At 58.9% G+C, this 13,465-nt stretch carries 14 protein-coding genes; 5 read left to right on the top strand and 9 right to left on the bottom strand.

Features of this window, described 5'->3' with window-relative positions; all coding sequences use genetic code 11:
• Nucleotides 1–4 precede the first annotated feature (4 nt).
• The 4 genes from PK28_RS14050 to PK28_RS14035 form a co-directional block, all read right to left on the bottom strand.
• Nucleotides 5–3,064: a tetratricopeptide repeat protein gene (locus tag PK28_RS14050; protein WP_156126397.1), complete on the bottom strand. Its 3,060-nt coding sequence runs from the start codon at nt 3,062–3,064 to the stop codon at nt 5–7.
• Nucleotides 3,065–3,067: 3 nt separating this feature from the next.
• Complete coding sequence (gene gatC, locus PK28_RS14045) at nt 3,068–3,355, bottom strand: Asp-tRNA(Asn)/Glu-tRNA(Gln) amidotransferase subunit GatC (protein WP_044514854.1); 288 nt, start codon at nt 3,353–3,355, stop codon at nt 3,068–3,070.
• Nucleotides 3,356–3,383: 28 nt separating this feature from the next.
• Entirely contained in the window at nt 3,384–4,241 is an 858-nt protein-coding gene (locus PK28_RS14040) for a lysophospholipid acyltransferase family protein (RefSeq protein ID WP_082017121.1), read from the bottom strand.
• Nucleotides 4,242–4,320: 79 nt separating this feature from the next.
• Entirely contained in the window at nt 4,321–4,899 is a 579-nt protein-coding gene (locus tag PK28_RS14035; RefSeq protein WP_044514852.1) for an NUDIX domain-containing protein, read from the bottom strand.
• A gap of 257 nt (nt 4,900–5,156) precedes the next feature.
• Here PK28_RS14035 and PK28_RS14030 point away from each other — a divergent pair, with 257 nt between their 5' ends.
• Both PK28_RS14030 and rnhB read left to right on the top strand, forming a co-directional pair.
• Nucleotides 5,157–5,399, top strand: coding sequence for a hypothetical protein (locus PK28_RS14030; protein WP_044514851.1), 243 nt, complete (start codon nt 5,157–5,159; stop codon nt 5,397–5,399).
• Between the two features lie 134 nt (nt 5,400–5,533).
• Complete coding sequence (rnhB, locus tag PK28_RS14025; RefSeq protein ID WP_044514848.1) at nt 5,534–6,109, top strand: ribonuclease HII; 576 nt, start codon at nt 5,534–5,536, stop codon at nt 6,107–6,109.
• Nucleotides 6,110–6,166: 57 nt separating this feature from the next.
• Here the strand turns inward: rnhB and PK28_RS14020 are convergent, their stop codons facing one another.
• From PK28_RS14020 to PK28_RS14010, 3 genes are read right to left on the bottom strand one after another with little or no spacing between them, the layout of a single operon-like run.
• Nucleotides 6,167–6,616 carry a response regulator gene (locus PK28_RS14020; protein ID WP_044517195.1) on the bottom strand — a complete coding sequence of 150 codons (450 nt, stop codon included), beginning with the start codon at nt 6,614–6,616 and terminating at the stop codon, nt 6,167–6,169.
• A gap of 55 nt (nt 6,617–6,671) precedes the next feature.
• On the bottom strand, nt 6,672–8,210 hold the full coding sequence (locus tag PK28_RS14015; RefSeq protein WP_044514846.1) for a sensor histidine kinase: 1,539 nt from the start codon (nt 8,208–8,210) through the stop codon (nt 6,672–6,674).
• Nucleotides 8,211–8,249: 39 nt separating this feature from the next.
• Nucleotides 8,250–8,615, bottom strand: coding sequence for a CZB domain-containing protein (locus tag PK28_RS14010; RefSeq protein ID WP_044514843.1), 366 nt, complete (start codon nt 8,613–8,615; stop codon nt 8,250–8,252).
• A gap of 262 nt (nt 8,616–8,877) precedes the next feature.
• Between PK28_RS14010 and gcvT the strand changes: the two genes are divergently transcribed.
• Nucleotides 8,878–9,984: a glycine cleavage system aminomethyltransferase GcvT gene (gene gcvT, locus PK28_RS14005; RefSeq protein ID WP_044517192.1), complete on the top strand. Its 1,107-nt coding sequence runs from the start codon at nt 8,878–8,880 to the stop codon at nt 9,982–9,984.
• A 133-nt stretch (nt 9,985–10,117) separates the two neighbouring features.
• On the top strand, nt 10,118–10,831 hold the full coding sequence (locus PK28_RS14000; protein ID WP_044514841.1) for a 2-phosphosulfolactate phosphatase: 714 nt from the start codon (nt 10,118–10,120) through the stop codon (nt 10,829–10,831).
• 21 nt (nt 10,832–10,852) lie between these two features.
• Here the strand turns inward: PK28_RS14000 and PK28_RS13995 are convergent, their stop codons facing one another.
• Both PK28_RS13995 and dtd read right to left on the bottom strand, forming a co-directional pair.
• Nucleotides 10,853–11,179 carry a nucleotide pyrophosphohydrolase gene (locus PK28_RS13995; protein ID WP_044514839.1) on the bottom strand — a complete coding sequence of 109 codons (327 nt, stop codon included), beginning with the start codon at nt 11,177–11,179 and terminating at the stop codon, nt 10,853–10,855.
• 222 nt (nt 11,180–11,401) lie between these two features.
• A complete protein-coding gene (gene dtd, locus PK28_RS13990; protein WP_044514836.1) occupies nt 11,402–11,854 on the bottom strand; it encodes a D-aminoacyl-tRNA deacylase in 453 nt (150 codons plus the stop codon).
• A 59-nt stretch (nt 11,855–11,913) separates the two neighbouring features.
• Between dtd and PK28_RS13985 the strand changes: the two genes are divergently transcribed.
• Complete coding sequence (locus tag PK28_RS13985; RefSeq protein ID WP_156126396.1) at nt 11,914–13,458, top strand: glycosyltransferase family protein; 1,545 nt, start codon at nt 11,914–11,916, stop codon at nt 13,456–13,458.
• The last annotated feature ends 7 nt before the right edge of the window (nt 13,459–13,465 follow it).

Here is a 13,465-nt window from a genome sequence, read left to right as displayed (position 1 = left end):
GGGGCTAGCGCCAGGGGGCAGGGGCAGGTGTGGGTGCACCCCGCCGATGGTTATACTGTGTATGAAAGGTAATATATTCTGCGGGTGAAAGCAATGCCTTCAGCTTGGCCAGCGGCCCGGTGGTATAGTCCGGCAGGCCGGACTCTAACGCGGCCAAAATATAGGCTTTTAACACCGGTATTGACTCCGGGTTATACTCCAGCCCGCGCAGCAGCACGTTATATGTCTGTTGCGGTTGCTGCTGCTCCGCAAAATGCTGAGCGGCCGCCAGCGTGGCCTCTTCCAAATAAGGCGCCCGCTGCATCAACTGTTGGTACAAACGGCTGGCCTGCGCCGGAGAGGCAGCCGTAGCAGCCCGGAAATACAGCTGGTAGGCCTGTTCCGGCACAGCAAAGTACGCCCGGGGCAAAAGCTGCCGCAGCACTTCGGTTTGGCCAGAAAGCAAGGCATAGCGCCCGCGCAGCACATTCCAGCGGGAGGCCGCCGCCGTGCGCGCTCCTGTGGCCGGGGCATAGGCTTTCAGCAGGGCTGCTACCTCGGTAGGCTGCCGGGCCCGCAAAGCGGCCTGCGCCTGCGCAAAAGCACCGGCTGGCCGCAGCCCGGCAATACTAATTGACTCAAAGAGCGCGCCGCGCTGCGCCGGGGTAAGCCCGGAACCAAGCAGCGTCAGATACATGACTTTAGCAGAATCCGGGGCAGAAGGAGCTACAATATCCGCATAAGAAGCCCGCAATACAGGCAGGAGCTGAAGGGCCTGCGCCGCCATGGGCTTGTCGGCAGTGGCTACGGCAACCGCGGCCGCCCGGCGGGCAGAATCCGGCTGCCCGGCTAGCGCCAGGGCATACGCCCGGGCCAGCGCGGCATCCGGCTGGCCCAGCTGTTGCGCCTGCGCCAAATAGCTGGCGGCAGTGGAAGCAGCTCCCTGCTCCAGCAGCCATAAACCCAGCAAATGCTGATAATAGGCGGCGCTGGGGCTCTGGGCGGTGGTAAGCGGCAGCAGCGTGTTTTGGGCAGCCACCAAATGGCCCCCGTAATACTGCGTCAGGGCGCGGAGGAAAGTAAGCTGCTCCACGTATGCGTCGTTGCCGGAGTATTGTAGCAGGTTAGCCAACGTCGGCAGCAGAGTGGTGTCGCGGCGGGTGGCGCGCAGCAGGCCTTCGTGATACAGGCGGGTGAAAGCCGGTAAGGTGAGCACTGTATCCGTAGGTGCTCCCGGCAGCGTGGCCATTTGCGGGTTGCGTAGGGCCGCCAGGAGCAGCGCGTTGCTTTGCCAGGTATCTGAAGCAGGAGCTTTGGACTGGCGGGTAAGCGCTTCGGCCGCGGACCATTGCTGCTGTTTGATCTGGAAAGCCAGTTGGTTGCTCTTTACCACGGCATTGTTGCCGTCCAGTTGGGCTGCGCGCTGCTGGTAAAAGGTAACCGAATCGGTAAGGGCGGAGCGGGTGTACAGCTGGGCCAGGTCATTGGAGAGGCGGGCGCTGCCGGGCGTACTATGCAGGGCCTCCTGCAGAATACGCTGGCGGTCAAAGAAATCCTTGGGCTGGTCAAATAGCGCCGCCAGCCGCAGGGAAATCTTCTCGGAGGCAGCCCGAATCAGGGCCCGGCGTAAGGCATTTATCTCATTCTGACGCTGTCCGCGGGCATGATACAGGGCGGCGCGGCCCAGGCTGGCTTTATGATTGAAGCGGTCCAGCGCGTCACTCTCGGCGTAGTAGCGCTCGGCCAGCAAAGCCAGGGCATCGGCCGTAGGCTGCAGCTCGCTCTGGTAGCGGGTGAGGTCGCCCAAGTTATTGTAGTAGCCGGCCTGGGCCTGGTTATACAAAAACAGGTTATTCCGAATTAGCACGCCAGCTAAGGCGCCCAGTCCAATAACAAAGGCGGCGTACAACGGAAAGCGGCGGGGCTCAAACACCACCCGGTATACGCGCAGCCGCTGCCGGATAAGCGGCGCAAAATTCAGCAGAATATACAACAGAAAAACTGCACCCAACAGCAGGAAAGTCAGCACCGTAAAGTCGCGGGTGGCGGTAAGGAGCGGGTCGTTAGCGGTGCCAAAAGCATAGCCTAATGACGCCAGGGCTAAGGCTGCCAACGTGCCGTAGAGGTGCGCGGCGCCGGGCCAGAAGGCTACCGTACCACCGTAGCTTGCCGCCCGTTGGCGCAGACCTAAACCACCGATAGCAATGGCCGTGAGCAGAAAGATAAATGGCTCCAGGCGCAGCCCGGGCACGATTTCTACTGCCCCATCGGAGAAAAAGTACAGCGCCAACAAGCCCAGGTACAAAGCACTGGTCAGGAGAAAAGGCAGTAGACCAAAGCGGCTGCCGGGGTTTTCGGCCTGGGTGTTCAACCAAAGCAGGCCCCTGATATTTTCGATGCTGACCCACAGCACCAGCATAGCCAGGGCCGCAGTACCCGCCAGGGTACCATAGCTGGCCAGATGTAAAGCCGTTTGGGCGGCGGGCACGGGGCTGCCCAAAAAGAGCAGAAGCCCAAGTCCGCCAATCAGCAACCCAAAAAGCAGCAGCCGGCGGCCCAGCGAAACCCCCGGCCAGAAAGCGTGCAGCGCATAAGCGGTGCCGCCCAACAGGGCCAGACTCAGCATCAGAAAATACTGCTCCTGACTGTTGAAGACGCCCAGCAAATCGGCGTTGAGCGACATCATCAGGAAAATAATCAGGGCCATGCCGCCTATAAAGGCTGGGCGGGCCAAGGTACTTACCACCGCCACCCAGTAGGTAAGGCAAACCCCCAACACCACTACCCAACCCAGTGCCAGCCAAGGCCGAATAATGGGGCCGATGGTGTTGTACGTTTCGGTCAGTAGGTAGCCATTGGCACGTACCGGCAGCGTATGCAGGCCCACTGGCACCTGCGCCACGGTGGTGGGCACGTCTGTGAGTTGCGGAACGGTGACCAGCGGAATGGTGGCATCGGTGCCGGTGGCATATTGCCAGAGGGCGGCTACGGCCACGGCCGCCACCAGTAACAACAAAGGCCACAGCGTGGCCCGCTGCCACAGGGCGGCGGGCTTAGTCGAGGGGGGAAGAACAGGCTTAGGCACCAATTACTCGAGTACTTTCGGTACGCGGAAGTAATCGGAATCTTTACGGGGCGCGTTGCGCAAACCCTCCGCGTGCGATACGCTGTTTACCGCTTCATCGGGCCGCAGCACGTTTATCTCGTGCGACAAATGAATGAGTGGCTCAACGGAAGTGGTGTCAAGCTGGCGGAGCTGGTCTACCCAATCCAGAATTTTGTTCAGGTCGCCCAGCATCTGCTGCTCTTTATCGGGCGTAAGCTCCAGGCGGGAGAGGTGGGCTATTTGGCGGAGGGTAGCAAGGTCGGTGCTCACAACAGAAAGGCGTTAGGGAGAGGCAAAATTACGATTTGTGCAGACTTAACTCCGCATCGGGCTCAATGGCTTCTGGCTGCGGAGCTGCAGCGGCGGCCGCCGGCTTGGGCAGGCGAAAGTGAGAAGGCGCCGGAATACCGGCGGCCTCGGGCAAAAAGCCGCTGGCAATAGCCTGATAAGCCTGTTGGGCCAGGGCAGGGGCATCGGCCGCGGTAAGGCCGGTGGTGGGAATGGGCGTGTGCAGGGTAATGCGCAGCGGCGAGTAACGCACCCGCAGCTTGCCATCCAAATCGGGCAGGAAGCGGTGGTTTAGCGGCATGGAAACCGGCACAATGGGCACCCCGGCCGCAATGGCCAGCTGAAAGGCGCCGTTTTTAAAAGGCCCCATTTCCTCGCCGGGTTTTTTGGAGATGGTGCCCTCCGGGAAAATAACTACCGAGCGGCCCGCTTCCAGGCTTTTGCGGGCCTCTATAATGGAGCGTGCCCGGCTGACGGCACTTTCCCGGTTTACGGTAATGTATACCCGCCCAAACAGCGGGCCCCACAGAGGTACCTTGGCCAGGGTGCTTTTGCCCATAATGTTCAGGTAGCCCGGAATGGCCTTAAACAGCACCGGAATATCAATGTAAGAGCTGTGGTTGGCCACGTACACGCAGGGCTGCGAAGCGGGCAGCGGTTTTTCGCGCACTACCTGCACCGGCATGCCCCACATACGCAGGGAGAAGATAGACCACCCCCGGTTAAAGCTATGCAGGTGGGGGTACCAGGCCGGGCGCTTTCCCAGCACCCACATTACGGGATACGTAACCACAAACGGCAGTACAAACCAGAAAGTACTCCAGGTAGTGTAGAGCCGATGAGCTAAAACACGCAGTAGATGACGCATACGCTAAGAAAACGAAGTGATAACCTAAACATGTCGGCGGAACCTAAACCACTTCCGGCCCGGAAATAGTTGCCGGCTGCTACGCCCGGCTTTGTAAATATCGTTCGGCTTTCAGCAGGCCGGCCACACTGATAGCATCGGTAATCCGGTCATTCATCACCATTTCCACGGCTTCGGCCAGCGGGAGCTTCCACAGGTGAAGTACTTCGGTTTCCTCGGGGGCCACGGCGCCGGGCGTGAGGTCTTCGGCCAGGTACACGAAGCCTTCCTCATCGGTAACGGAGTTGGAGGTGTGCAGGCGGGCAATGCACGTCCAGCGGGCGGCCGTGAAACCGGTTTCTTCCTGTAGCTCCCGTTGGGCGGAGAGCAGAATATCTTCTTCCACCGGGCCGCCGCCCATCGGAATTTCCCAACTGTACTCATTCAGGGGGTAGCGGAACTGGCCCACCAGCCAGGTGTTGCCCTCGGCATCAACCGGTACTATTCCCAGTGCTTTGTTCTTCATGGATACCACGCCATAAATGCTGGGGCTGCCGCCGGGGTTAATCACCTGGTCTTCGCGCACCCGGATCCAGGGGTTCTGGTAGACTACTTCAGAAGACAGCACCTGCCAGGGGTTGTGTGTTTCGTCGGGAGCAGGGGAGGAGGAAGAATGCATAGTGGATACGGATAGTGCCAACCCTGCAAAGGTACGGCAGGATTGGGGCACGCCCTATCTCCGGCCCAAGGCTTAACATAATTATGGCCGAAGATCAGGCGTTTTTCCGCCCTAGGGATTTGACAGGCGGTTTTTTAGGCTGATTTGTACCCGATGACCCAGCCCGCCAAGCCCAACAGTAAGTTAACCTCCCGGTTTGCGTTGCCGTACCAAGGGAATGGCTGGCCGTCCACATTCCGGCCGCTTTTTTTGCATCTATGGCCAATCAGTCTAAAAAGCCGGACACACCAAAACCCGGCGACCCACTTTTCAATCTAAAACATGCACAGGCCGAAGCCGAGCTGGCGGAAAAAACCGGCGGCCTTGGTCCCGTTACCAATGTGTACCTCACCACAGAAGAGGAAGATAACATTGACGAAGGCCCCCGCGACAGCCAAGGCTTCCGGCGGGGCGAAACTGAGCCGCCCGTAATTGGAAGCAACGCCGGCGACCATAAATAGCGCGCTGGCCGACAAGCCCTTGTCTGTAATTCGTAACCAAAAAGGCTTTCCCCGCGGCAGTATAGTCCGTAGGGAAGGCCTTTGGGCTTTCTAGGCGGCTCACAGTACGTTGGTCTGCGTAGTTTTGCAGCTGTATGCTTCTTCCTTCTTTTACCCTCCAGCCCCTGGAAGCCGGCCTCGATGAAGCCGGCCGGGGCTGCCTGGCCGGGCCGGTATTTGCCGCCGCCGTAATTCTGCCGCCTGATTTCAGCTGCGCTTATCTCAACGACTCCAAGCAAATGACGGCCCGGCGCCGGGAGCACGCCCGCGCCGAAATATGCCAACACGCCGTGGCCTGGGCCGTAGCGGAAGCCTCCCCGGAAGAAATTGCGAGTATCAATATTGCCAATGCCAGCTACCTGGCCATGCACCGTGCCGTGGCCCAGTTGGCCGTTACGCCCGTGCATCTGCTGGTAGATGGCAACCGGTTTCGGCCTTACGCTGGCATAGAGCACAGCCTGCATATTGGCGGCGATGCCACCTTTCAGAGCATTGCCGCGGCCTCGGTGCTGGCCAAAACCTTCCGCGATGAGCGGATGCAGCAGCTGGCGGAGCAATATCCGCAGTATGGCTGGGAGCAGAACGCGGGCTATCCTACGCCAAAACACCGGGCGGCCATTCGGGAATATGGGCCCACGGAGCACCACCGCATGGGTTTCCGGCTGCTGTAGCAGAGCCAGCGTTTAGTGGCTGGCCGATCTGCATTCATATATCGAGCCCAGCAGTGGCTATCTTTTTTCTTTTAGCTGAAGCAGGTCCAGAAATAGGCTGAAGCCATCAACGGTAGAGCCGCCTTCGCCAAACTTATCAAAGTTGAGGGGCTTAATAATGTAGCCGCTTACGGCCAGGTCGCGGGCTTTGAGGCGGTCGGTTTCCAGGTCGGAGGTGGTCATAATGAACACATTCAGGCCTACAAACTCGGGGTCGGAGCGCAGAATTTCCAGCAGCTCCAAACCATTCAGCTTCGGCATGTTAATGTCCAGCATTACCACGCTGGGCTTGGCAATTTTCTCCTGCCCGTTTTCGCCCCGCAGCTGATTCAGTGCTTCGCGGCCATTACGAGCTATGTGCAGCGGAACCTCTACGGCATGTTTGCGCAGTTCACGCTGCACATTCATGATATCCATTTGGTCGTCTTCAACAAGCAGAATACTGGGCTCTGAGGCAAATATTGACATAGCAAAAAAAAGCGCCATAAGGCGGGTTGGGAAACAGATGTTGACGACTATACGGCTAGCGGGAAAGAATGGCTGAAGCCAGGCCGGTGGCCGGTTCCGGCACCGGGGCGTGCGGCTTGGGCCAGGTAAACGTAAAGGCCGCTCCTTTCCCTTCTTCCGATTCTATCCGAATGGTGCCGCCCTGCCGCTCCACCAGCTTTTTCACAATGGCCAGGCCCACGCCGGTGCTCTCCAGCGTGTCGCGCTCCGTCAGGGTCTGGAAGATGATGAATATCCGCTCATGGTAGGCTGCCGCAATGCCCGGGCCGTTGTCTTTCACCGTGAAGGTATAAAACTGACGGTCCTCGCTGAAGCGGATGCTCACGGTGCCCTGCTCCGGCTGGTGGTGGTACTTAAATGCGTTGCTGATAAGATTGGCAAACACCTGCTGCAGCTCTACCCGGGAAGTAGTAATAGTAGGAAGGTAGGCCGGCAGCTTCAGCTGAAAGCCTTCCGGAGGGCTGAGCATATCCATGGTTTCGGTCAGCAGCTCGCGCACGTTCACGCGCTCCTCGGCCTGGGGCGTGCGGCCCACGCGGGCCAGCTCCAGAATACCGCTAATGAGGTTTTCCATGCGGTGCACCCGGGTGCGCATCAGCAGCAGGAACTCCTGAATGTGGGCGGGCAGCGCCTGGCCCATGTCTTCTTCTATCCAGCGGGTGGCGCTTTCAATACCCCGCAGGGGCGCTTTCAGGTCATGGGAAACCACGTAGGCAAACTGGTCCAGCTCCAGGTTGCGGCCTTCCAGCTGGGTTACGGTGGTGTTGATGGTATTGGACATGACGTTGAGCGAGGAAGCCAGCTCGCTCATTTCATCCCGCTCCGAGTCCATAATGCGGGTGGTATAGTCGCCGCCGGCAATGCGCGTGGCCAGGGACACCATGGAGGAAATGCGCCGGGCAATGAGGCGGGTGATGTACGTGGCCCAGAGCAAGCCCAGAATAAAGGCCAGCAGAGTAATAACAATGGAAAGCAGGCGCGTCTGGTTCACGCTTTCGGCCAGCTTCTCGCGTAGCTCCACGCGGGCTTCATCCTCGGTCAGCTCAAAGCCGCGGAACAGGGTCCGGATTTCATCGGTGATTTTCTTGCCCGAAAGATCCTCCATCAGCCCGCGGTGCTCCACCTGGGTGAGGCCGGTCTGGGCGGGCGTTTTGCGCAGAATGGCCCGCTTCTCGCTGATCAGCAGGTGCGAATAGTCCGACCATTGGTTATAGAGGCGCTCGGCCCGCTGAATGCGGGCATACTGTGGGCCGGCGGGGTCCAGGAGCTCCTTCATGCGGGAGAACCGGTCAATCAGCTTCCGCTCACTCTGGTAGTAGGGGGTAAGAATGGTTTCATTGCCCACCAGCATAAAGCCGTAGAACCCGGATTCCATATCCACAATGTTGCGCACCAGCGAGGTGGCATCGGAGGTAATGCGCTGGGACTGTTCTACGCGCTCCAGATTGCGCAGCACCTTGCGGGAAAGCTGATAGTTAACGGCCACTACGGCCGCAAACAAAATCAGAATGGCCAGAAAACCAGCAAAAAGCTTGGTGGCGAGGTTTAATTTCATGCAAGGGCGAGCTACAGGCCCCTGAGAGCCCGGCCTGAATTAGGCGCCGTTACGCAGCTTTTGCTGCATGGTTTGGAGCAGTAGCACTATTTTCTCCGAAACTGCTTCAATTTCGGCAAAACCTGCCAGTGCCTCCTCAGAGCGGCCGGCCAGCTTTAAATCCATTAAGCGGCTGGCTACCTGATGCACCAGCCGATGCTGGCGGTCCAGCTGCTGGGTTTCGCGCAGCTGCCCATACACCGGCAAACCATGGTTGCGGATCCACTGGCCCAGCAAGCATACTTCCGGGTCCCGGATAGGGGCTTCATCCGTGTTGGAACCATGCAGGAAAGAGCGCAGCTTCGATTTAAAAAGCAGATGCTTTACGGTAGCCGTCTCAAAATCCTGTTTCAGTTCGTTGCTCATAGGTAGTTAGGTAGGCTTGCTGATCGGTAGCCGGAAAGGAGGAATACCGCGGGAGAAGCGGCCAAAACAAAGCGGCCAGGCTGTAGGTAGGTGGGTTCAGCAGATGGAAGAACAAGCCGACTGCCGGGCCACAAAGATAATGCCTTCCCTGAAAAGCTGCCTGGCCCGCTACTTTTGGCTAATTTTACCCCGGCTTTTGCCGGGCCGCCGGCAACCCCCCATATCCTCCCCCGATTCCTCACCCACCTTCTTCTTTTCCCGAATGGCCGAAGATCTGAAAACCGTTGCCCTCAATGATGTGCACCAGCAGCTGGGCGCTAAAATGGTGCCCTTTGCCGGCTACAACATGCCCGTGCGCTACTCCTCCGACCTCGAAGAGCATCATACTGTGCGCCGGGCCGTGGGCATTTTCGATGTGTCGCACATGGGCGAGTTCCGGGTACACGGCCCCCAGGCCCTGGACCTGATTCAGCGCGTAACCAGCAACGACGCCAGCAAGCTCACGCCCGGCAAAGCCCAGTACTCCTGCCTGCCCAACAACGAAGGCGGTATTGTAGACGACCTGCTGGTGTATAAGCTGGCCGAGGAAGACTACCTGCTGGTGGTAAACGCTTCCAACATCAGCAAAGACTGGAACTGGATTCAGCAGCACAACACCAAAGGCGCCGAGATGGAAAACCTCTCGGACGAAATGAGCCTGTTTGCCGTGCAGGGTCCCAAAGCCATTGCCGCGCTGCAGTCCCTCACCGACACCGACCTGAGCAGCATTCCCTATTACTCCTTTGTGAAGGGCACGTTTGCGGGCGCTCCTGACGTCATCATCTCGGCCACGGGCTACACCGGCGCGGGCGGCTTTGAGCTGTATATTCCCAATGAGCACGCCAAGCAGGTGTGGGACAAAATCCTGGAAGCCGGCCAGCCTTACGGCCTGAAACCCATTGGCCTGGGTGCGCGCGACACGCTGCGTCTGGAAATGGGCTACTGCCTCTACGGCAATGATATTGACGACCACACGTCTCCCCTGGAAGGCGGCCTGGGCTGGATCACCAAGTTCACCAAAGATTTCACCAATTCCGCTGCGCTTAAGCAGCAGAAGGAGCAGGGCGTGCAGCGCAAGCTGGTAGGCTTCCTGATGGACGGCCCCGGCATTCCGCGCAGCCACTATGAGCTGGTGAACGAAGCCGGTGAGAAAGTAGGCGAGGTTACCTCCGGCACCCAGTCGCCTTCGCTCAGCAAAGGCATTGGCCTGGGCTACGTGAAGACCGAGCTAAGCGCGCCCGGCAGCAAAATCTTCGTCCAGATTCGCGGCAAAAACCAGCCCGCTACCGTGGTAAAGCTGCCCTTCGTGCCCGGCACGGAAGAAGCATAGGCTTCATTTCTTTTTCTCTGTCATCCTGACGAAGGAAGGACCTTATCCCCGCAGAACGAAACGCTAATCGTTCTTGCGGGATAAGGTCCTTCCTTCGTCAGGATGACACTTTTTTATTTCTTGATACGCCCGTATGCCGACCCTTGATATTTGCTTTTCCCCGGAGCTGCTGCCCTTGTATGATTTGAAAGGCCGCGTGGCGGTGGTGGTGGATATCCTGCGCGCTACCTCCAGCATTGTTACGGCGCTGGCCAACGGCGTAACGCACCTGGTGCCGCTAAGTGAGCTGCCGGAATGTCAGGCCATGGCCGCGCAAGGCTACATCACGGCCGCGGAGCGCGACGGCCGGCAGGCCGAAGGCGTTGATCTGGGTAACTCGCCCTTCGGTTACCTCGATGGGATAGTACCCGTGCAGGGCCGTTGCGTGGCCATTACCACCACCAACGGCACCCGCGCCCTGCAGCTTTCCCGCCCCGCCGATGCCGTGGTAGTAGGCGCGTTCCTGAACCTGGAAGCTGTGGCCGATTTTCTGCGCCGGCAGCAGAAAGATGTGGTAGTAGTATGCGCCGGCTGGAAAGGCAAGTTCTGCCTGGAAGATACCATTTTCGGGGGCGCCCTGGCCGAGCGGCTGGCTGATTCCTTTGACGTAAGCAGTTCCGATGCCACCCTGGCCGCCCTGGACCTCTGGCAGGCCGCCAAGCCCGATGTAGCCGGTTACCTGCTTAAATCAGCCCACGTGCGCCGCCTCAATAGTCTGGAGTCGCACAAGGATATGGAGTTCTGCGTGCGCCAGGATGAATACGCAGTGGTGCCGCTCTTCCGTGATGGTCGGATTGTGGTGGACTAAGTACCGACCGGAACAGCTGGCTTAGTGCAGCTTTTCGTTTTGCTGATGGCGGATAGCGTCGCGCTGGGTTTTCTTTTCCAGGTTGCGTTGCAGGGCCTCGGTCAGGTTTACGCCGGTCTGGTTGGCCAGGCAGATAACCACGAAAAGCACATCGGCCAGCTCGTCGGCCAGCACCTTGTCTTTATCCGATTCCTTGAACGACTGTTCGCCGTACTGCCGGGCAATGATGCGGGCCACTTCGCCCACCTCTTCTGTAAGCATGGCCATGTTGGTCAGCTCATTGAAATACCGCACGCCGGTGGTCTGAATCCAGGTATCCACGGTTTTCTGCGCTTCTTCGATAGTCATGATTGAGGGAGATATTGGAAGTGAGAAATTTAAAACCCACTTGTCATCCTGAGCAAAGCGAAGGACCTTCCTCGCCTTTGTGATGCAGTTAAATCAATGCACCAAACTCTTTACTAGTCCCGTGGGAAGGGTTTGTGCGTTGAAAGGGCTTTTGAGGTAGTAGAGAGGAAGGTCCTTCGCTTTGCTCAGGATGACAGGTGGGTTTTTGATATAAAAGCATTATTAATTGGCCGCAGGCGAATCCAGCACAATAGTTACCGGGCCATCATTGAGCAGGCTGACCTGCATATCGGCCCCAAACTCGCCGGTGGGCACGGGCTGGCCCAGGAGGTGCTCCAGCATTTGCACAAACTGCTCGTAGAGCGGAATGGCAATGGGCGGCGGGGCGGCGCCAATGTAGCTGGGGCGGTTACCCTTGCGGGCATCGGCCAGCAGCGTAAACTGACTGACCACCAGAACCTGGCCGTTTATGTCCTGCACGCTGCGATTCATCTTGCCTTCCTCGTCGGAGAAAATGCGCAACTGCACCAGTTTGCGGGCCATCCAGTCCAGGGAGCGGGTGTCGTCGTCGGGGGCGAAGCCGGCCAGTACCAGCAAGCCCGGCCCGATTTCGCCGGTTACGCGGCCTTCTACCGTCACGCTGGCCTGCCGCACCCGTTGAATAACTGCACGCATAAGAAAGAGGGAAGTGGTTTGTTTTGCGTATTTCGTGGGCAGATTTCAACCTGACGGCCATGCCCGACGCGAAAAACGACAAATTCTCCCCGAAAACCTTGCTTTGGCTGCTGCCTGCCTTACTGCTGCTGGCCGCCACCCGCTTGCACGGCCTGCCCCAAGCCGCTTTACCCGACTATGACTCCGTGCGCAACTGGCAGATTGTGCAGGAAGTGGCGCAGGGCAATCTGCGGAATATCTTTCATCATGCCAGCCCCGGCTTCTACCTAGTCTTTGCCCCGGTGGCCGCCCTGCAGCCCGATTTTCACTGGTTTCTGTATCTGAATGCGCTGCTGGCCGTGGTAGCCGTGGGGCGCCTGGCAGCTTTTGTAGCGCGCTATGCCCGGCTGCGGGGCTTCGAAACGGCCTTGCTGGTCCTGCTCATCGGTACCTGCACCACGCTCACCTTTTCCGGCCGCGACTTCACCATGAGCTCGGCCAGCCTACTGCTTTTTGGCGAGCTGCTGCGCGCCTATTACGAACGGCTGCAGCAACCCAGCCGGCAGGCGCTGCTGCGAGTGGCGCTGTGGTTGGCTGCCGGCTTGTGCATCAACTACAAATTCCTGCTAACGTTTCCCATTCTGGGGGCCTTTGAAATACTGCAGGCCGATGGGTTACTCTGGCAGCGCGGCAATGCCTGGCGCGTAATGGCCATTCTGGCGGCGCCTTTTCTGGTGCTGGGCATCCTGGTTACGGGGCTTACTATTCTGCCCTGGTACCGCTGGCTGGCCACCTATGCCGGTATCCTGTGGCCCTCGGCCATGAATGAAGCCGGCCGCGCTGGCAATGTGCGCCTGGATTTATGGTACTACCCCCGGCTGCTATTGCAGTTTGAGTCGCCGTTACTCATGGCGGGTTTGCTGCTGACACCGGTAGTATTCTGGCCGGAGCTGCGTGCCTGGCGCAAGGGCCTTACGCTGTCCGTGTATCTGCTGATCTGGGCCTGGCTGTTTCTGGGTGGTATGTCTTTGATTCTGAAGGCGCCGCGCGGGTTGCTGTTTGCTTATGGTCTGTTTGCGGCCCTGGGTTTTCTGGTTCTGCGGCATCTGTTGAGCTCCGCCATCATGCAGCAGCGGTTAAGCGTGGCGGTAAGGGCCGGAATTTTGGTAGGGCTTTCGTTGCTGGTCATCGGGGGGAATCTGCTGCGGTTGCAACACCATATCTACCGCTATACTCCTACGCAGTACCAGCAGGTAGCGCATTGGCTGCAGGAACACGGGCAGCGGCGGGTGGCCAGCACTGTCAGCAATGCGCTGCTGCCATTCGCGGCTCCGGCGGGCATTCAGGTGGAGGTCATCAGCAACGAAAACCAGCTGCCAGCCCTACGGGCGGCTGGCGTGCAGTATGTGGTGCTGGATGGCTACCGGCTGGTAACCGGAATCAACAACTTTTCCGGGCTGGAAAAGCTGCCGGCTGCAGCGGAGTTTACCGAGCCCCTGCTGTTGTCGCCGCTACTGTTTCTGGAGCATTCCGAGTTTACCGGCCTGGGCTATGAAGAAACCCTGCGCCGCCAGCAACTGGCCCTGAAAATGGGCCCTTCCCTGCGCATTGTGCGCATTCCGTAAAACCGAG

Source organism: Hymenobacter sp. DG25B (assembly GCF_000801315.1).
Classification (GTDB): Bacteria; Bacteroidota; Bacteroidia; order Cytophagales; family Hymenobacteraceae; genus Hymenobacter.
Note: the sequence above shows the minus strand (reverse complement) of the source record. Positions and strands in the feature narration are given on the sequence as shown.

Coding starts and splice junctions, on each gene's coding strand:
- PK28_RS14040 (WP_082017121.1), bottom strand. CDS start 4,241: ATGCGTCATCTACTGCGTGTTTTAGCTCATCGGCTCTACACTACCTGG.
- PK28_RS14035 (WP_044514852.1), bottom strand. CDS start 4,899: ATGCATTCTTCCTCCTCCCCTGCTCCCGACGAAACACACAACCCCTGG.
- PK28_RS14030 (WP_044514851.1), top strand. CDS start 5,157: ATGGCCAATCAGTCTAAAAAGCCGGACACACCAAAACCCGGCGACCCA.
- rnhB (WP_044514848.1), top strand. CDS start 5,534: ATGCTTCTTCCTTCTTTTACCCTCCAGCCCCTGGAAGCCGGCCTCGAT.
- PK28_RS14020 (WP_044517195.1), bottom strand. CDS start 6,616: ATGTCAATATTTGCCTCAGAGCCCAGTATTCTGCTTGTTGAAGACGAC.
- PK28_RS14015 (WP_044514846.1), bottom strand. CDS start 8,210: ATGAAATTAAACCTCGCCACCAAGCTTTTTGCTGGTTTTCTGGCCATT.
- PK28_RS14010 (WP_044514843.1), bottom strand. CDS start 8,615: ATGAGCAACGAACTGAAACAGGATTTTGAGACGGCTACCGTAAAGCAT.
- gcvT (WP_044517192.1), top strand. CDS start 8,878: ATGGCCGAAGATCTGAAAACCGTTGCCCTCAATGATGTGCACCAGCAG.
- PK28_RS14000 (WP_044514841.1), top strand. CDS start 10,118: ATGCCGACCCTTGATATTTGCTTTTCCCCGGAGCTGCTGCCCTTGTAT.
- PK28_RS13995 (WP_044514839.1), bottom strand. CDS start 11,179: ATGACTATCGAAGAAGCGCAGAAAACCGTGGATACCTGGATTCAGACC.
- dtd (WP_044514836.1), bottom strand. CDS start 11,854: ATGCGTGCAGTTATTCAACGGGTGCGGCAGGCCAGCGTGACGGTAGAA.
- PK28_RS13985 (WP_156126396.1), top strand. CDS start 11,914: ATGCCCGACGCGAAAAACGACAAATTCTCCCCGAAAACCTTGCTTTGG.